The sequence below is a fragment of the Variovorax paradoxus genome, from assembly GCF_022009635.1.
In the GTDB taxonomy this organism is placed as follows: Bacteria; Pseudomonadota; Gammaproteobacteria; order Burkholderiales; family Burkholderiaceae_C; genus Variovorax.
Genome location: NZ_CP091716.1, coordinates 7277880 through 7296192, shown reverse-complemented (window position 1 = coordinate 7296192; position 18313 = coordinate 7277880). Strand labels below are relative to the sequence as shown.

The following is an 18313-nucleotide window of genomic DNA, read 5'->3' as shown; positions in this document are numbered from 1 at the left end:
CCAGGATGCGGATACTTTACATGTCCCGACCCGATGGTCGTTCCTGTTTTTTCGAAAGACGCCTCATGCCAGTCCGCCACAACGATTTCGGCCAGTCCATCGGCCCCGACCTGCCCGGATGGGCTCCGCGTTCCCTGCCGCCGCGCCGCGCCCTCGAGGGCCGCTTCTGCACGCTCGAGCCGCTCGATGCCGCCAGGCATGTCGACGACCTGCACGCCGCCTACGCGCAGGCCCCCGACGGGCGCGACTGGACCTACCTGGGCATCGAGCGCCCCGACGACATCGACACCACGCGGGCCTATGTCGAGCGCATCGCCAAGAGCACCGACCCGATGCACTTCGCTGTCATCGACAGGCAAAGCGGCCGTGCCGTCGGTTCGCTGGCATTGATGCGCATCGATCCCGCCAACGGGGTCATCGAAGTCGGCACTGTCAATTTCTCGCCGCTGCTCAAGCAGACGCCGATGTCCACCGAGGCCCAGTACCTGCTGATGAAGCTCGTGTTCGACGAACTCGGCTATCGGCGCCACGAATGGAAGTGCGACGACTTCAACGAGCCCTCGAAGCGCGCGGCGCTGCGGCTGGGCTTTCAATACGAAGGCCGTTTCCGCCAGGCGGTGATCTACAAGGGCCGCACCCGCGACACGGCCTGGTTCTCGATCATCGACAGCGAGTGGCCGGCGCTGCGCACCGCGTTCGAACGCTGGCTTGCGCCCGAGAATTTCGATGCGCAGGGCCGCCAGCGCATGTCGCTCGACAAGTTCCGGCTGCCTTCCTGAGCGAGGGCGGGCGCCCGGATTCGCAGGCCGGGCGCTACTTGCCCGGTTTCTGCGATTGCTCGCACTCGACCTGGATCAGCTCGCGCTCGTCCAGGGTTGCACCGATGCGTACCGCGCTCAGGCAGCCGCCCCATACGCAGCCGGTGTCTGTCGAGAGCAGGTCGGGCCGCGAGAGCCAGCCCAGCGTCGACCAGTGGCCAAAGGCAATCGTGGCCTTGGCCGTCTGGCGGCCGGGCACGTCGAACCACGGCATGTAGCCTTCGGGCGCGGTGGCGGCGCTGTCCTTGGCCTCGAACTCCATCACGCCGTCGGCCGTGCAGAAGCGCAGCCGCGTCAGCGCGTTGACGATGGCGCGCAGCCGGGCGCTGCCGGTGAGCTTGTCCTGCCATTGCGCCGGCTCGTTGCCGTACATCGACAGCAGGAATTCGCCCAGCGCCGGCCCGCGCAGCACCGACTGCACTTCCGCGGCCAGCGCCAGCGTGTCGCCCACCGTCCATTGCGGCAGCACGCCCGCATGCACCATCAGCAGGTCGCCGCTGCCGATGCGCATGTGCAGCGCCATGTGCTGCCGGCGCACCCAGTCGAGCAGCGCTTCGCTGTCGGGTGCCGCGAGTAATTCGGCCAGCGTGTCCTTGCGGCCGGGCTTGCGCGCACCGTGCGCGACGCCCAGCAGGTGCAGGTCGTGGTTGCCCAGCAGGCTCAGCGCGGAGGCCCCGTAGCCCTGCACGCGGCGCAGCACGGCGAGCGAATCGGGACCCCGGTTCACCAGGTCGCCGAGCAGCACGATGGTGTCGCGGCTGGGGGAGAAATCGATCTTCTGCAGCAGCCGCCCGAGGGGGGCGTCGCAGCCTTGCAGGTCGCCAATCAAGTAAAGTGCCATTCCCTCATTCTCCCCCTCAGTTCATGGATGTCTTCCTGCTGGCCTTGCTGACGACGCTCAACGCGGCGTTCGCAATGTCCGAAATGGCCCTTTCCACCAGCCGCCGCGCACGTCTCGCGGCCTTGGCCGAAACGGGAGACGCCGGCGCCGAGGCGGCGCTCAAGCTGATGGAGTCGCCGACGCAGTTCCTGTCCACGGTGCAGATCGGCATCACCTCCATCGGCATGCTGAGCGGCATCGTCGGCGAGGCCGCCTTCGCGGCGCCGCTGGCGGTGTGGATGGAATCGGTCGGCATGGGCGCCGGCACCGCCAGCGTGGTGTCGACCGCGGCGGTGGTCACCTGCATCACCTTCTTCACCATCATCTTCGGCGAGCTGGTGCCCAAGCGCATCGGCCAGCTCTACCCCGAGCCGGTGGCGCGTTTCGTGGCGCGCCCCATGCGCGGGCTGGCCAAGGCGGCCAAGCCCTTCGTGTGGTTGCTGGCCGGCGCCACCGCCGCCACGCTGAAGCTGCTGCGCATCGACGCCAACGCGGCCCGTTCGGTCACCGAAGAGGAAATCTCGGCCAGCCTCGAAGAAGGCGTGGACGCCGGCGTCATCGAGCAGCACGAGCACCAGATGGTGCGCAATGTGTTTCACCTCGATGACAGACGCCTGTCGTCGCTCATGATCCCGCGCGCCGACATCGAATGGCTCGACGCCTCGTTCACCGTGCGGCAGGCGCTGCAGAAGGTGGCCGACGCGGCTGCGCTCAACCTCGTGCACTCCTGGTATCCGGTGTGCCGCAACTCGCTCGACGACGTGGTCGGCGTGATCAGCGTGGCGCACCTGCTGCGCCTGGGCGCCGCGCACACCGGCGTGCTGGGCCAGGAAGCCACGCCCGCGGTGTTCGTACCCGAGACCCTCACCGGCATGGAGCTGCTCGAGCAGTTCCGCGCCCGCGCCGGCCGCCTGGTGTTCGTGGTCGACGAATATGGCGTGGTGCAAGGCCTCATGACCCCGCGCGACCTGCTCGAAGCCATTGCCGGCGAGCTTCAGCCCGGCATGCAGACCGACGCCTGGGCGCGCGAGCGGCCCGACGGCGTGTGGGAACTCGATGGCCTCATGCCGGTGTCAGAGCTGCGCGCGCGCCTGGGCATCCGCGAGCTGCCCGATGAGGAGCGCGGCCGCTATAACACCGTGGCGGGCCTGCTCATGGCCGTGTCCGGCCACCTGCCGGAGGTCGGCGAGCACATCGATTGCGCCGGCTGGTGCTTCGAGATCGTGGCGCTCGAGGGCCGCCGCATCGACCGCGTGCTGGCATCGCCCGATCCGGCGGCCGCTCCAGAGACCGACTAGGGCGCTGGCCATGCTGTCGCTGCTCGCTCTCAGCTGCCCTCAATGTTCCGCGCCGCTGCCGCGAGCCGCCCGCTGGCGCACCGTCGATTGCAGCTACTGCGGTGCCACCATCGTGCGCGGCGAGGAAATCGTCGAGCGCGAGAGCTTCCGCGCCGCGCTGCGCAGGGCGAATGCCGATGTGCCCGGCGGCCACATCCTCACCTGGCGCGGCGCGCGCTACCGCGTGCTGGCCCCGCTGTCCACCGGCGAGCACAGCGACGTGCTGCTGGCAGAGCGCCTGGGCGCGCTGCCCGAGCGCGTGACCATGAAGCTTGCCCGCGACAGCGCCGCCAACGGCGTGCTGCTGCGCGAAGCCTCGGTGCTGCAGGCCTTGCAGGACCTGTCGGCGCCTGGTGCCGCCTACTTCACGCGCCGCCTGCCGCAGTGTGTGGGCACCGGCATTGCCGAAGGACTGGGCGAGGGCAACCGCCAGGCGCTGGTGCTGCGTCACCCGACCGGCTTCTGGGGCAGCCTGCAGGACGTGGCGCAGGCCAATCCGCAAGGCATCGACCCGCGTCATGCGGTGTGGGTCTGGCGCCGCATGCTGGAGGTGCTGGCCTTCGTGCACGGGGCCGGCTGGACGCACCGCGGCCTGTCGCCCGCGCATGCGCTCGTGCATCCGCGCGACCACGGCGTGCTGCTGATCGGCTGGTCGCGCGCGCAGCACGCCACCGGCGTGGCCCACAAGGCAGCGGCGACGCGCGATCTCATGCAGGCAGCGTGGACCGTGCGTGCCCTGCTGCACGGCGGCGAGGGTGACGCAGCCGGTGCCCCTGGTTACGGCGCCCGCACCCCCGCGCCGCTCGCGACCCTGCTGCGCCAGTGCAGCGAAGACGCCGCCACCTGCGAGCGGCTCGGCGCGCCGGGTATCGAGCAGGCGCTGTCCGCGGCCTCGCGCGAAGCCTTCGGTGCGCCGCAGTTCGTTCATTTCGATCCAGCGCCGCGCAGCGGCGGCTGATTGCCTTCCTCTTCCTTCCGCATCAAGGAGTCACTTCATGGGTTACGGAAACTACTCGCACGCCGCCCACACGGCACTCATTGCCGACCGCGCCGCCAAGCCCGGCGCCGAGGTCTTCACCCAGCGCTCCACCCATGCGCTGATGAACCCGCAGGGGCTCAAGGTGCGCGAGTCGCGCGACAACGCCGACCATCCCAATTCCCTGGGTATCGTCTTCGCGCTCGACGTCACCGGCTCCATGGGCGACATCCCGCAGACCCTGGCGCGCAAGGAACTGCCCACCTTCATGAAGCTGCTCACCGATTGCGGCGTGGCGGACCCCCAGCTCATGTTCATGGCCATCGGCGACGCCACCTCGGACCACGCGCCGCTGCAGGTCGGCCAGTTCGAGTCGACCGCCAGCCTCATGGACCAGTGGCTCACCTGGAGCTTTCTCGAAGGCGGCGGTGGCGGCTCCGGCGAGGAAAGCTACGAGCTGGCCTTCTACGTCATGGCCCAGCACACCGACATGGACTGCTGGGTCAAGCGCAAGAAGCGCGGCTACCTGTTCGTGACCGGCGACGAGCTGCCGTACCCCGCCGTGTCGCGCCACCAGATCGAAGGCCTGATCGGCGAGAAGCTCGACGAAGACATCCCCATCGAGGAAGTCATCGCCGCCGCGGCCGAGACCACGCACCTGTTCTTCCTGATCCCCGACGCCCAGCGCCGCCGCCGATGCGAGGGCCGCTGGCGCGAACTGCTGGGCGATCACGTCATCTGCATGGATTCGCCCGACGACGCCTGCGCCGTGGCGGCCGGCATCGTCGCGCTCACCGAGAAGGCCGTGCCCAGCCTGGAGGCGCTGGCCGGCGTCATGAGCGGCACCGGCATGGCCAAGGAGCGCGTGGGCGGCGTGCTCCATGCGCTCGACGGCTACGCCGCGCTGCTCGACCCGACGGCATCGCGCCGCGCGCCGCCTGCCGTGGCCACCGCCGCTGCAAGCCCGCGGTCGTCATGGTGGAAGCGGCTGTTCGGCTGACGGTGCAGTGACCGCCGCAGCCGCTAAGGCCACGCGCTACGTTTCGCTGCTCGGCCTCGGCTTCGGGGACTGCGGCAAGGGGCTCTTCACCGATCACCTGAGCGGCGCGCCGGGGGCGCACACGGTGGTGCGCTTCAATGGAGGCGCGCAGGCCGGGCACAACGTGGTGCTGGCCGACGGGCGCCATCACACCTTCTCGCAGTTCGGCGCCGGCAGTTTTCATGGGGGCGTCGGCACCGTGCTGGCAAGTCCGGTGGTGGTGCACCCCACGGCGTTGCGCATCGAGGAAGAAGCGCTGCGGCGTGCGGGCGTGAGCGACGCCTTCTCGCGCCTGCTGGTCGATGCGCGCTGCCGCGTCACAACGCCATTCCATCAGGCCGCAGGGCGGCTGCGTGAATGGGCGCGCGGGTCGGATGCGCACGGCACCTGCGGCGTGGGTGTCGGCGAAGCCGTTCGGCATGCGCTTGCCGCGCCGGATGAAGCATTGCGCTACGGCGACCTGACGCGCCCGGAACGCGCGCTCGGCAAGCTGCAGGCCTCTCGCACCGCGCTGCTGCATGAATTCGCGCACATGGCGCCCGTGCATGCCGATGCTGCGCTGGAACTCTCGATGCTTCAGGACGAATCGCTCGCGCAACGCTGGCTCGATGCCGTCGCGCCGTGCCTGGCGCAGTCGCCGCCCGCGAGCGCCGACCGCATCGCTGAACGCCTCGCGCGGCCCGGCACCGTGATCTTCGAGGGCGCGCAGGGCGTGCTGCTCGACGAGTGGCGCGGGTTTCATCCGCACACCACGTGGAGCACCATCTCGACGGCGGCTGTCGAGGCGGTGCTGCACGACGTGGGCATCGAGGCACCCGTGCAGCACCTCGGCGTGCTGCGCAGCTACCTCACGCGGCACGGCCCGGGACCGCTGCCCACCCACGACCGGGCGCTCGACGCCCGCCTGCGCGAGCCGCACAACACGGACGAAGGCTGGCAGGGCGTGTTCCGCAGAGGGCACCCCGATGCGGTGTTGCTGCGCTATGCGCTCGATGCGGTCGGCACGCTCGACGGGCTGGTGGTGAGCCACCTCGATGCCGTCGAGAGCGCCGGGCTGCGCTGGTGCGCCGGCTATCGCACCGAGGATGCAGGCCGCCTCACCGCGTTGCCGGCCGGCGGCGTGCGAGACCTCGCGCATCAACAAGAATTGACGCGCCTGCTGCAGGGCGCCGAACCCATCTATGAACCGCACCCCATTGCCAGCGCGCATGCATGGGTGGCGCATGCCGAGGCACTGAGCGGCCTGCCCGTGCGCTTCGGCGCTTTCGGCCCGACGCGCGCGACCGTGCGCGACCGCAAGCATCTTCCTTGAGAGTCTTCGTGAGCGACTACAACATTCCCCTGCTTGTCGGGGCCGGGCTGAGCGCAATTGCGGCGCTGCTGCACATCTGCATCATCTTCAGCGGGCCTGCGTGGTATCGCTTCTTCGGTGCCGGCGAGCGCATGGCCGCGGGCGCGGCGGCGGGACATCTGTATCCGGCCCTCGTCACTTTGCTGATCGCCTGCATGCTGGGCGTCTGGGCGGCCTATGCACTTTCAGGCGCGGGGGTGCTGCAGCCCTTGCCGCTGCTGGCGCTTGCGTTGCCCGCGATCACGGCGGTGTACCTGCTGCGCGGGCTGGTGGTCGTGGCGCTGTTCATGTTCGATCGACGGCGCCTGACGGCCTTCTGGGTGTGGAGTTCGGCGATCTGCCTCGTGTATGGCGTCGTTCACCTGGTGGGGGTGGTCCAGGTGTGGGAACGGCTCTGAGAACGTGCGCGCGTTTCCGCTGCTGCACGACCACGAGGCAGGCGTGGCTTCCGGCACTTTTCAACGGATAGCTACGAACTCTCTCCCCTTGTCGGCGGATCGGCGATTCCGCTAGGCAAACTCCGCCGGTTCGAAAAAAGCACGCCATTGGCGCTGCCGTCGAACAAGAGGCGGCCAGGTATGCGATGCAGGTTCATCGCATCGCTTCGTGGCCGGAGGATCATCAAAAAACAGGGAGCAGGCAGCAAATGCCGATCAATTTTTCCAGGTACCTGGTGGTGGGTAGCCTCGCGGCGCTCATCGCCGCATGCGGAGGCGGAAACGGAGTGGGAGGGGGCGGCGGGACCGCAGGGAGCGCCGGCGGCGCACCACCCGCCGCCACGACGCCGATTGCCGAGCCAATCATCTGCTCGAAGAGCATCGATTTCGCCTTGCAGACCGGTGACCCGAGCGGCCTGACCGACGCCGCGGCCGTTGCCAGGTGCGCCAACGATTTCGCCAAGAAGCTTTCGACTCGGCAAGCCGATTTGCCCAAGGCGCTGTACGACGGTCAGAGCAGTGAATTCGAGCCGGGTCAGTACTCCCAATTCGTGTTGCCGATCAGCCCCGAGGCGGCCCAGCCATTGATCGTCGGTGACAAGGGCCACGTTCTCGCCGCCCTGAGCATCGCGGCAAACGGCCGTGGCGCGGGCTACGGGTCGAATGTCCTGCGGCAGTTCGGCGATTCCGCGAACCTTGCGCATGCGCCCGTGTTTCGCCGGGTCCTGAGCTGGCTGGTCACCGGCGATGCGACGAAGCAGCTGCCGGCTTCGCTCGATCTGAGTTATTCGGGCATCGACATCGCCGCGGTGACAAGCGGCTTCAAAGCGGCCGGGGTGGATGTGGTTGCGACGGCATGCGATTTCTCTGCTGCCAACAACTGCGGCACTGGCTCGCGATTGCTGTTGCTGGGATCCGATGTCAAGGCCGATCCTGCGCTCGGGTCCCGCGTGGCTCAGCTGTTGGCGTCGGGCCGGCCAGTCCTGTACGTTCACACGAAAGGATGGGACGGGTGGGGCACCGACGATGCAAGCCACAAGATTCTGGCCGGCATGGGGCTGATGCCTGGCCCGTACGGCGGCAATTTCTTCGACGATGATGCCGTGAAAGCGGGACGCACCGTCGCCGCGAACGACGCGGCACTCAATCAGTTCACGGACGTCCTGCCTCTGCTGCGGAGAATGGCCGAAAGCGACTGGCGAGCCAGCTACGACTGGAGCGCATGCCGCGACAACGATTGCAGCAAGGTTGTCGGCCTCGCGAAAGAGGTGCTCGCGCCCTCCGAGATGTTCCGCAAGCAGATCAATACTTTCAATCTGGCCGGGCGCAATATCTTCGAACAGCCGGCGACGAACCTGCAGCGCCTGCTCGTGCTCTGGGGCGATGTCACCCGACGGGACATCAAGTACCCGATGACCAGGACGGGCCAGACCGAGGCCTTCCTGCGGGCCTTGGTCGCCGACAGCTTGGTTGCCTATGTTCGGCACAAGGGCGGTGCGCAGCCGGATCTCGGAACATTCATGAGCGGAACCGCGGCCCGATTCGACGTGTCGGCGACCGACGAAGTGCTGACGATCCCGTTGACGCAGGCGTCGGGCTTCACCGCGCTGGGACGCTTCGCCGTTCCCGGCAAGACCTTGGCCGTCCAGGTGGTCGACGCCGCCGGTGCGCGTGTTTCGTTGCGCATCAACACCCAGAATCCCAGTTCGACGCAGTTGTGGTCCTACAAATACGACCGTCCCCGCTTCCTTCAAAGTCCCAGCATCGCGCTCAACGCGCAAGCTGCCACCGAGATCACGAGCCCCTATGGTGGCACGCTGCAACTGGTGTTCGATGGTGCGCCCGCCGATGCCAAGGTCCGGTTGCGTATTCGCGGTGTTGCCAAGCATCCGTTCATCGATATTTCCAACGGCGGCAATGTCGCGGATTTCGCCGCGAACTTGAATGCCACCGCATTCGACTGGGCCGAGATCAAGCTGCCGGGCGTCGAAGTCCATACGCGTGTCGACATGATGAAGTGGGCCCTGAAGGACAGCGGTTATGGCAGCGACATCGATCGCTACCTGAAGGAGTTGCGCACCTACGTGATCGAAGATGCCTACCAGCTGGCGGGCTTCGCGGTTCCGGGCAAGGCGTTGCCTGCGGCGGTTCTGGCGAATTGCGCGGCCTGGGGATGGGACTGCACCAGCGACGCCCTTCACCGGGCTCCCGATGTCCAGCACTTCAACGTCGATGTCTACGCCAGATGCGGAGCCGGTTGCTCGGGCAATCCCATCGACATCTCCTGGGGGTTCAGTCCGCGCACCTGGGGTGAAAGCCATGAGTTGGGGCACGGCCTGCAGCAGAACCTCCTGAACGCCCATGGCAGCCTCAGCTCGGAGGTTACAAACAACCTGTTCCCGTTGCACAAGAATTGGCGCCTGCTGCGAGAGCTTGGCGCCGATCTGGACAGGGACCGGATCACCTATCGCTCGGCGTTCGACAGGATCGTGGCGGCTCGCTCCGAGGCAGACCCGGTCCAGGGCGCCTATCGCCGCATCTGGGGGCAGTCCGACTATACGGAGCAGAACGGAACACGCATGGCGTTCTATCTCCAGTGGATCCACTACTGGGAAGAGCGCACAGGCGACAAGACGCGCGGATGGGAAATCCTTACCCAGCTCTACCTGCATCAGCGTCTGCTCTCCAAGGCCGAGGCCAATTGGGCCGCCGACAAGGCCAAGCTGGGATATGGAACCTACGCCAGCTATCCCGCGAATCTGAACGGCAACGACAACCTGCTCATTGCGCTGTCCCGGATGACCGAGCGCGACCAGCGCGCCACGTTCGACCTGTGGGGCGTCACCTACTCTGCCGCGGCCGCGGCCCAGGTAGGCAGCTTCGGTTTCGCGAAGGAAGCCGCGCTGTTCTATGCCAATGACAAAAACAGCACCAATGACCACGACAGGGCTGTCAGGGTCGACATGACCGTGCCCAAGCCGACCTGGCCGTTCTGAGCCCGGCACGGCCCGATGGATTGGTCAGGCGGCTTGCCGCGTGACCAATTCATGGGAGGCGGAAAGTATTCACTTGACGGAAACTCGTCGCTTCCAGTTTCAAGGTGGCGCAGATGCCGAGGTTGTCCGAATACATCCGTGAGAAGTTTCCCCTCGACCTTGTCTTGGGCAAGGTTCGCCATGCGATCCAGTTTGCCGATGGCGGCGGCATCAGGATGCTGGCAATGGACATGTCAATCGATGAGTGCCAGGCGATGGTCGACAAAGTCGTGCTGTCGCCTGCCGCCGGCAACCATCGCCATGTGCGTTTCATCGGCTTCGAACAGGAACGGGTCAACGAACTGGGCGCCGGCCTCGACATCGCGCTGCTGATGCTCGAGGAAGCCAAGCGCAACGTCGGCCTGCACACATGGCCGGGCAAGACGCACTACGAAAGCATCTTTGGCGCGCGTGCATGGCATGGCAGCAGCGCGACCCGCAAGGCAGGCGTGGCAGCCGGCAACGCGAGCGCCGAATCCGGGTTTGCGTCGCGCGCGAGCTATGTGCGAGCCAAGCTCGAGCAGATGGTGAACGACATGCGCGATCCACGCTGGATTCTGTACAAGAGCAATGAAGCGGGCGACGCCGCCGCACTGAAGGGTGGGCGCGGTGGCTATCTCATGGCGATCGGACCGGCATTCCCGCGCGGTGCGGTCGGCCACTTTCATGCCGGGGTGCTGATTCACGAAGTGGGGCACAACCTCGGGCTCGCCGACGTCTGCAGCGAATGCCAGCAACATCGCCAATTGCTCGATGCCGCTCACTACGCGCCTCGGTCGGACGCCAATATCCCGCAGTGCACCGGCAACACGCCTCATGGCGCGACGGCGGCCTCGGGAAAAGGGCACTTCATCGGTTCGAAGCAGGTGAAGCGTCTGGCCGAGAAGCACAAGAACGCAACCATCTACAACACCGACTCCTACCGCTGGTACTGCTATGCCTTCTTCAAGAACGAAGTAGATGCCGGTATCGCGGCGCACAAGGCGTTAATGCCGGCGGCGTGAGCCGCGAAAGCCCAGGTCGCCTGCTCACCAGGCCGCCCCATCCCCCACCAACTCCCGCCGCGCCAGCAGGAACGCAGCCGCATTCCAGCTCTGCCCCGCCATTCCCATCGGCGCCAGCGTGCGCCCGTGGAACCACTCGGTGAAGCGCCAGTCGTCCTGCGCGTTGGCCTGCGCCAGTCGCGCAAGCTCGCTCCATGCCTGCTCATGCAGTCCCAGCCTGGCCAGCGCCATCACCCAGAAGCCGCCGACGAAAGGCCAGATGCCGCCGTTGTGGTACTGGTGCACGATGTTCTGCTGGTGCCGCCCCATGTACGCCCGCCACAGCTCGTGCTGCTGCGACAGCGGATGCAGCACCACGCGCACCGGGTACGGCTGCGAGGCATGCGCCGCCTCGATGGTGCGCACGATGCGGTGCGCCATCGCCGTGTCGGCCAGGCCGCTCTGCATGGCCAGCACGTTGCCGAACACGTCGCCTTCGTCGCCGACCACCGCAAGATTGACAAAGCTCAGATAGAGGCCGGGGTCGCGCCGGCCGCGCCGCGCATAGTGGCGCAGCAGCCGCGCGCGGTGGTATTCGGGCAGGTCGCGCTGGAAGGGATTGAACAGGTGGTTGAAGTGATGCCGGGTTTCTTCGGCATGATCGAGCGCGAAGCGGCGCTTCACATCGAACCACAGCGCATTGGTGTACAGCACATAGCCCGAGCGCGGCATGATGTCGGCCCAGTCGCTGGCCTCGTTCTGCTGCAGCAGCCTGAAGTGCTGGTGCTCCTGCGCCAGCAGCCAGTGGATCGCGCGTTCGACCTCGGCATGCCAGTGCGTGGCGCCCACCTTGCCGTGCCTGCGCACATGGTCCACCGCAATGAGCCACCACAGCGTGGCGTCGATGCAGCCCAGGTACCAGAAGTCGGCGTCCTGGCCCTCGGGGTCGACGTATTTGGGGATCTGCCCGTTGGCCGCCTGCTGCGACGCAAGTGCGTCGAGGCTGGCCACGGCGCCTTGCTCCAGCGCGGGCACCCCGGTGCCGCACATGGCCATGACGCAGATGGCGGCGTCGCGGCCGAAGATGCGGGTGTAGCGCCGCGCCACGGCAGCCTCGGTGCGGCTGGCGGCCAGGATGCCGTGCGGCGTGAGGTTGCTTTGCAGCAGTTCGAGGGAAGCCCGCGCGCAGGTGTCGATGAGTGCGAGCGCGGGGGCGTCGAGGTGGGTCGGGGTAGTGAAGGTCATGCGGTCGTGTCCCGGGTCCAGTATTGCAGCCTTTGGCCGAGGCTCTCCACTTCATGCCCCGACACCTGCCGGGTCTTGCCAGGTCTTGCCGTAGCCTGAATACTCGCTGCCGGGTCGCCGTGCGATGCGACGGCCTCTCCAATCGATCCGGGAGCTACAAAAAATGACAACTGCCTGCTGGAGCGATATGCGCGCACCCGCGCGGTGGCGCTCGCTGATCGCCACGCTGGCGATGGCCTCGGCGTTGTTGATGACGAGCGGCTGCGCCAGCCTGCCGCCTCCCGTTGCGCAGCCGCCCGTGAGCGCCATCGTCGACTACGCGGACACGCCGCTGAACGCGATCACGCAAAAGGTGCTGCCGCAGGACGACCGCCGCTCCGGTTTCCGCCTGCTGCCCTATGGCCCGACGTCGTTTGCCACCCGCATGGAACTGGCGAAGCTCGCCACGCGCAGCATCGACGTGCAGTACTACCTGCTGGCCGGCGACAACACCGGCCGCGCGCTCATGCGCGAGCTGCGCGATGCCGCCCTGCGCGGCGTGCGCGTGCGGCTGCTGGTCGACGACCTCTACACGACCGGCGAAGACGACCTGCTGCTCGCGCTGGCCAGCTATCCGAACGTGCAGGTGCGCCTGTTCAATCCCTTCCCGGCCGGCCGCGGCAGCGACACCACGCGCTTCATCAGCTCCGGCTTCGACTTCGACCGCATCAACCGGCGCATGCACAACAAGCTGTTCGTGGCCGACAACGTCACTGCCGTCGCGGGCGGCCGCAACATGGCGGACGAGTACGTGATGAATGCGACCGGCAGCAACTTCGTCGACATGGACGTCTTCGCGGCCGGGCCGGTGGTGCGCGGCCTGTCGGACGAGTTCGATCACTACTGGAACAGCGAGGTGGTCTACCCCGTGGGCCGCATCGCCCACAGCGCGTTGACGACGGCGCAGCTGCAGCAGGACTTCGAGACCCGCACCGCGGCCGCGAAGCCGCCCCAGGCGCCGCGCATTCCGGCGGACGGCCGGATCGCGGATGCCCTCGAGGGCGAGCCCAACCGGTTGCCGCTCGACGTGGTGCCGATGATGAACCTGCCCTTCGAACTGGCCGAGCGCCAGCTGAGCCCGTTGCTGTGGGCCGATGCGCGCGTGCTGTTCGACCCGCTCACCAAGACCGCGGGCCTGAACGAGCGCGAGAACTCGATCAAGGGCACGGTCACTGAAGGCGTGATCCGCTGGTTCCGGACGGCGGACAAGGAAATCAAGATGGTGTCGCCGTACTTCGTGCCGTCCGATGCGTCGGTGGCCAGCCTGGCCGAGGCGCAGGCCTCGGGCGTCCGCGTGGCGCTGGTCACCAACTCGCTGGCCTCGACCGACGAGCCTATGTCGACTGCTTTCTTAGATGAACTTCGGGAGGAAACGCGAGAGGCCGCGAGGGATCTTTTGCGTCGTGCGATTGCTCTTTTGAGACCGATAGATCTGTTCAGATCAAGCGCTCTGCCGAGGCAAAATCAAAGTGCAGGGTAGCAAAACTGTTCTCGGGTCTGGAGCGTCCGCCGCCAGGTCGTGAACACTTTGTCCGCATCAATAGCCGCGCCCATCTACCCCTCCAGGGGTGTGATTGCAGTTCCGGTTTTTTCTATGTAGTGGCTTTCGCTGCGTAGTGACTGCCTTGCCTCTGCATTTACCGCCGGCCAGAAGAATGGGCAGAGATGGTTCTCAGGCGAGGCTCGACGACATGGCGTCTCCTTGCACGTCGGTGTGCTTCTATTCGCCAAGAAGAGGGGTACTGCTGGAAAAGGCCGGCACCATGAAGGCAACTGGTCAGCTTCGCAATCCAGGCGCGGGAAATTCACTGTGCGGCTCCTTACCGAGCTTCGGACCATGCTTGCACATCAATTGGGCAGATCCAAAGGGGGAGCGACGGAAGTCGTGCATGGACTGAGAGACTGAAGATTTATGCATTCTTTGAAACACGAGATTGCGTCTTCTTCAACCTTCCGGTGCTGGTGTCTTCGCGTGAAAAATGCTGGCGCCAAGCGGCAATACCCGTATACATGGCATGGTTTATTCAGGCATTGGCCTCGCGCGGGAACGCTCGAGCGGCATCGGTGCAGCAACGGGATGGGTTGGGCCGTGGGGCAACCAGAAGGCCGGCGCGGAGTTGCTCCGATCAACACCCAGCGTCTGCAGATCTGCGGGCTACGCGCCTGCTCTTGGTTTTCGGGGTGGCGGCAGGCGCTGCGGCGATGGCGTGCGAAAGCATGTCCCGAGTCTGCTGATGCGCAGCGCGCTCTTGGGCGAGGTCGGTGCGTGCGTCAATCAGTTTCGCATCAAGGTCATTGCGCACGCGCACAGCCTCCTGACTGGTTGGCCAATGCGCCGGTCGCCTTATCGATGTCCCGTTGCGCTGCCTGGACGGTCGCGTTTAGGGAGGCCGCGGTTTCCTCTGCCCTGCGCCGTAGCTTTTGTTCCTTCGCCAGTTCAGCGAGCATGGTCCGGGCGGCTTGGCGCTCCCGGTCGACCTCCGCGAGCAGGCGACGCTCACTGGCGAAGTGGCGGTTTTCAGCATCCTCAGCGGCTTTTGTATTACGTTCTTGAGCGACGCGGTGGACTTCTCTCAGGCGTGTTTCGTTGGCCGCCAGCCCTTCGAGCTTGTCGCGCATCCTTGCGAGTTGCTCTTCGGCTGAGACGCTGCGCGCTTGTGCGGCAGCGAGTTGCGCGGTCATTGTTGCCACCGCTTGCTGGGCACGCGGCTAATCCCTGCGAAGACCCGCGCGTGCGCGAGGCGCTCGCGAGCTTTCGGTGTGCGTATGCGGCGCGCGACGTCGCGCCGCGCAAGCAAGCGCCACTCACGCGAGAGCCGCTGCTGGCGCTGCTCGCGACATGCGATGCGTCCTCGCGAGGCCTGAGGGACCGTGCGTTGCTGTTGTTCGCCTTTGCTTCGGGCGGCCGCAGGCGATCGGAAGTCACCGGCGCCACATTCGAGAAACTCAGGCTCCTGAGCGACGGTTCGTTCATCTACGAACTGCGGCGCTCGAAGACCAACCAGGCGGGCACTGCGCGCACAGACATGTTCAAGCCGGTGGCCGGCCCCGCTGCGCAGGCTATGCAGGCGTGGCTGAGCGCCAGCGGCAACACCTCAGGGGCGCTGTTTCGACGCATTCGCAAGGAGCGCCATGTGGCGGAGCCCCTCACGCCGGCCGCGGTGCTGGCGGACGACAATTATCTTGAGCGCCGCTCAAAGTAGTTGACGCCGGGCACGGTGCGTGAAATGGGCAAGAAGCGCTCGGCGTTGGCGGGTTTGGAGGGTGGTTTCTCTGCGCACTCGCTCCGGTCGGGGTTCGTGACCGAAGCCGGGACGCAGAACGTGTCGTTGGCCGACACCATGGCCCTCACGGGCCACACAAACGTCTCAACTGTGCTGTGGGCTACTACCAAAGCCAGGCCGGCACGCGGTCGCGTGTCGCGAACCTGTTGGGTGACAACGCGACCGGCACAGCCCGCGGTTCCGAGCCGCCAGCGTAGGCTGGGAAGCCCGCATCATGGTCTTTTAGGGAAAAAGGCTAGAACACCGCGAAAGGTTGCGATAGGCCGCTACAGAACGCGTCATAACTGGAGCGAGGTGGGCTCGTGGCGAACCCTGTTTGCAGTCATGCGCCGGTCAGCGGATTCCTTGATCGTTCAGGCGATTGGCCGGGTGGGCAACGATCGCTCCCCTCCGGCATCGCCAGAGCGGCACGGGCGATGAGATGTCAGTGTGGCGTGGGCAGAACCTATCAGGGGGCGAAGCTTCCCCGCCAGTGATTGGATGGGCTCGACGATACCCCGTCGCGACACAGAATGTGATGGTCTGTCCAGCGGTACAGTAAACAACACACGCACACATCAACAGGTACTCGGCAACATCGGCGTGGTCATACACGCATAGCCCTGGACGTGAGGGCTTTTGATGCCTGTGCCCAGTGAGATCCAAGCCTCGAAGGCGATGCATTACTCGAACATCCAGCCCGCACTGGTGATCAGTGACTGGACGGTTCGCCCGCGCTGTGGAATTCGCGTTCGTTGAACAGTTCCCCGATCGTCGTCCCAAGTCCGACGGCCAGGCGATGCACATTGTCGATGGTAGGGCCCGTCTCAAGCCGCTCAATACGACTGACGTAGGTGCGGTGAAACCCGCAGCGAGTGCCCAGGTCTTCCTGAGACAGACCTAGCTTTGCCCGATGCTTTTTGAGATTCCATGACAAAAGCTGTCTTGCGAAGTCTCCACCACTGCCAATTTCCATGCGGCGAGCATGCCGAGATCAGGCCGATTGGTCGACCGCATATTCAGCTACCGCAGTTTGATCTACTGCATATTCGTCTACAATTGTGGCGCTTTCGCAGGAATGCCTGCGCCAGCCGCCGAGCGGCTTCCAGAGCGAAAGAGTTCGCCGGTGCGGCGGAAGTGGCTGGCTCGCCGACTGGAGCTTTTTGTTCGCAACCAACTGATCTGTTCCATGTTCCTCACATCACCTGACGATCGCACGGGCGTAACGCCACAAATTCTTGGAATCCAGCTTGATGGATGGAAGACGGTCATGCTCAGCTTCCCGATGCGTTTTTTCCTTCCTACATGGATCGCATCGGTGGGTGAGAGCAAGTTTCCTGCTCGTGCCTTCCTCATGCTCGAGAAGGACCTGGAAGGCCTGATCAAGGAGGTGGGGGTTTCCGCGCTTCAGCGTTTGCAATACCTGATGCCGCTGGGAAGCGATCCGTACCGGATGCAGCTGCGAGAGGTCTCAAAGCTCTGGTCCGCGCGCGGCGCGATGGGCGACGACACCGCGCACTTCCTGATGGAGGAAGAGGGTGGCGCGCGTTTTGTGCACCATGGGTCCGACACATCGATCACGCTCGATCGCCAAGTCTGGCCCGGGCCGAAGGCTGGCTAGGCCTCGGCGCTCGCTCGACGAATCCAATGCACGCCCCGAAGATCATGTTCTTTGGAGACCCGCATGGCGCGTTCGCGCCGATCACGGATGCAGTGCAACGGTACCGACCCGAAGCGATTGTTCTTCTAGGCGACCTTCAACCACCGCGACCATTGCATTTGGAGCTGTCGTCCATCCTCCACCAGACCGACGTGTGGTTTATCCATGGGAACCACGACACAGATACCGATGACGATTTCGATTGTCTATTCGGTTCTGAGCTCGCTGAGCGTAACCTGCATGGGATTGTCCGAAACATTGCCGGCTACCGGGTCGCAGGGCTCGGCGGTGTCTTTCGACAAAAGATATGGGATCCAGCGCAGCCGCCGTCACAAGCACCGTTCAGATCCAGAGACGAGCTGCTCAGGCATGCGCGCAGGGGCCGCGCGACCGCGCACGATGGCTGGAGGGGCGGCTACGCGCGCAAGCACCATTCGAGTATCTTCCCGGACGAAATCGATTCTCTGTCCCTGCAGAGCGCGGACATCCTGGTCACGCATGAAGCGCCTTCTGCCCATCCTCGCGGATTTCTGATCCTCGATGACCTTGCCATCGCGCTTGGCGCCAGACTTCTGGTCCACGGGCACCACCACGAGACCATCGACTACGTCCGCGACGGCTTGATGGATGCGTCGGCGCCGTTTGCTGCCTTCGGTGTGGACAAGGGATTTTTTCTGCCCTGGCCACACACGGTCGACAGAGAGCGAGGAATACGATGACGCGGTCTTATGCCTCCAGCGCTCACTTCTCGAGCGCCCCTACATCAAGTGCCTTGTCGACGCACTGGCGGGCTGGTCCCAATGTCTGGGGCATTAACTCTACGTGCGCCGTACCGTGGCGACTCGACGGTGATTCTCAGGCGGCGCGTGAAGCAGGTCGGGCGATGAGCAAGGCTTATCTCATACGCCGCGATTGGCAACCAGATCTCCGCGACAACGACTGGCTGCAATCACGCCGTCAATACGAAGAGTCGACGAGCTTCACGCTGCGCGCCCGCTCGTGTGAGAACCAGCTCATTCGATCAGGAGTGCACTGCCCCGACCGTACGCGTTCGACGTCTTTGCGTTGCCATTCACGCTTGAATGCCCAGAGCTTTGCCACGTCGACCACGTCGATCTCGGCGCCGCTGTGTTTGGACCACTTGGACCCACATGATGCAGATGTGTTCTTGGATGACATGGCAAACCTGTCGGTGCATCGTGACACTGTGCATGACACTTTGCAAGCAGTAGGCCCAAGAGCCAGGTCCA

16 protein-coding genes are annotated in these 18313 nt (G+C 65.5%); 12 read left to right on the top strand and 4 right to left on the bottom strand.

Annotated features, from left to right (window positions below; translation table 11 throughout):
• Positions 1-65: 65 nt before the first annotated feature.
• Entirely contained in the window at positions 66-779 is a 714-nt protein-coding gene (locus L3V85_RS34390; protein WP_237677019.1) for a GNAT family N-acetyltransferase, read from the top strand.
• A 34-nt stretch (positions 780-813) separates the two neighbouring features.
• On the opposite strand, the gene L3V85_RS34385 is transcribed toward L3V85_RS34390, so the two are convergent.
• Positions 814-1659, bottom strand: coding sequence for a symmetrical bis(5'-nucleosyl)-tetraphosphatase (locus L3V85_RS34385; RefSeq protein ID WP_237677018.1), 846 nt, complete (start codon positions 1657-1659; stop codon positions 814-816).
• Positions 1660-1682: 23 nt separating this feature from the next.
• Between L3V85_RS34385 and L3V85_RS34380 the strand changes: the two genes are divergently transcribed.
• The 7 genes from L3V85_RS34380 (at position 1683) to L3V85_RS34350 (ending at position 10877) form a co-directional block, all read left to right on the top strand.
• Positions 1683-2996 carry a hemolysin family protein gene (locus L3V85_RS34380; RefSeq protein ID WP_237677017.1) on the top strand — a complete coding sequence of 438 codons (1314 nt, stop codon included), beginning with the start codon at positions 1683-1685 and terminating at the stop codon, positions 2994-2996.
• A 10-nt stretch (positions 2997-3006) separates the two neighbouring features.
• Positions 3007-3993: a protein kinase family protein gene (locus tag L3V85_RS34375; protein WP_237677016.1), complete on the top strand. Its 987-nt coding sequence runs from the start codon at positions 3007-3009 to the stop codon at positions 3991-3993.
• A 37-nt stretch (positions 3994-4030) separates the two neighbouring features.
• Complete coding sequence (locus L3V85_RS34370) at positions 4031-5011, top strand: VWA domain-containing protein (RefSeq protein WP_237677015.1); 981 nt, start codon at positions 4031-4033, stop codon at positions 5009-5011.
• Positions 5012-5018: 7 nt separating this feature from the next.
• Positions 5019-6362, top strand: a complete 1344-nt coding sequence (locus tag L3V85_RS34365) for an adenylosuccinate synthetase (protein WP_237677014.1) — start codon at positions 5019-5021, stop codon at positions 6360-6362.
• Positions 6363-6370: 8 nt separating this feature from the next.
• On the top strand, positions 6371-6799 hold the full coding sequence (locus tag L3V85_RS34360) for a hypothetical protein (RefSeq protein ID WP_237677013.1): 429 nt from the start codon (positions 6371-6373) through the stop codon (positions 6797-6799).
• 248 nt (positions 6800-7047) lie between these two features.
• The gene (locus tag L3V85_RS34355; RefSeq protein ID WP_237677012.1) at positions 7048-9834 is read left to right on the top strand and encodes an ImpA family metalloprotease; all 2787 of its coding nucleotides are present in this window, start codon (positions 7048-7050) and stop codon (positions 9832-9834) included.
• Positions 9835-9956: 122 nt separating this feature from the next.
• Entirely contained in the window at positions 9957-10877 is a 921-nt protein-coding gene (locus L3V85_RS34350) for a hypothetical protein (RefSeq protein WP_237677011.1), read from the top strand.
• Positions 10878-10901: 24 nt separating this feature from the next.
• Here L3V85_RS34350 and L3V85_RS34345 read toward each other — a convergent pair whose 3' ends face one another.
• On the bottom strand, positions 10902-12101 hold the full coding sequence (locus tag L3V85_RS34345; RefSeq protein ID WP_237677010.1) for an amylo-alpha-1,6-glucosidase: 1200 nt from the start codon (positions 12099-12101) through the stop codon (positions 10902-10904).
• A 163-nt stretch (positions 12102-12264) separates the two neighbouring features.
• Between L3V85_RS34345 and L3V85_RS34340 the strand changes: the two genes are divergently transcribed.
• Positions 12265-13620 (top strand): phospholipase D-like domain-containing protein, encoded by a 1356-nt coding sequence (locus tag L3V85_RS34340; RefSeq protein WP_237677009.1) that lies wholly within the window; start codon positions 12265-12267, stop codon positions 13618-13620.
• 812 nt (positions 13621-14432) lie between these two features.
• Here L3V85_RS34340 and L3V85_RS34335 read toward each other — a convergent pair.
• Complete coding sequence (locus L3V85_RS34335; protein ID WP_237677008.1) at positions 14433-14822, bottom strand: hypothetical protein; 390 nt, start codon at positions 14820-14822, stop codon at positions 14433-14435.
• Positions 14823-14872: 50 nt separating this feature from the next.
• Between L3V85_RS34335 and L3V85_RS37465 the strand changes: the two genes are divergently transcribed.
• Positions 14873-15343 carry a tyrosine-type recombinase/integrase gene (locus L3V85_RS37465; RefSeq protein ID WP_337250102.1) on the top strand — a complete coding sequence of 157 codons (471 nt, stop codon included), beginning with the start codon at positions 14873-14875 and terminating at the stop codon, positions 15341-15343.
• Positions 15344-16115: 772 nt separating this feature from the next.
• Here L3V85_RS37465 and L3V85_RS34325 read toward each other — a convergent pair.
• Positions 16116-16379: a helix-turn-helix domain-containing protein gene (locus L3V85_RS34325; RefSeq protein ID WP_237677007.1), complete on the bottom strand. Its 264-nt coding sequence runs from the start codon at positions 16377-16379 to the stop codon at positions 16116-16118.
• A 213-nt stretch (positions 16380-16592) separates the two neighbouring features.
• Here L3V85_RS34325 and L3V85_RS34320 point away from each other — a divergent pair, with 213 nt between their 5' ends.
• Together L3V85_RS34320 and L3V85_RS34315 are read left to right on the top strand one after the other, a co-directional pair.
• Positions 16593-17024, top strand: a complete 432-nt coding sequence (locus L3V85_RS34320) for a hypothetical protein (protein ID WP_237677006.1) — start codon at positions 16593-16595, stop codon at positions 17022-17024.
• A gap of 26 nt (positions 17025-17050) precedes the next feature.
• The gene (locus L3V85_RS34315; protein WP_237677005.1) at positions 17051-17782 is read left to right on the top strand and encodes a metallophosphoesterase family protein; all 732 of its coding nucleotides are present in this window, start codon (positions 17051-17053) and stop codon (positions 17780-17782) included.
• Positions 17783-18313 lie beyond the last annotated feature (531 nt).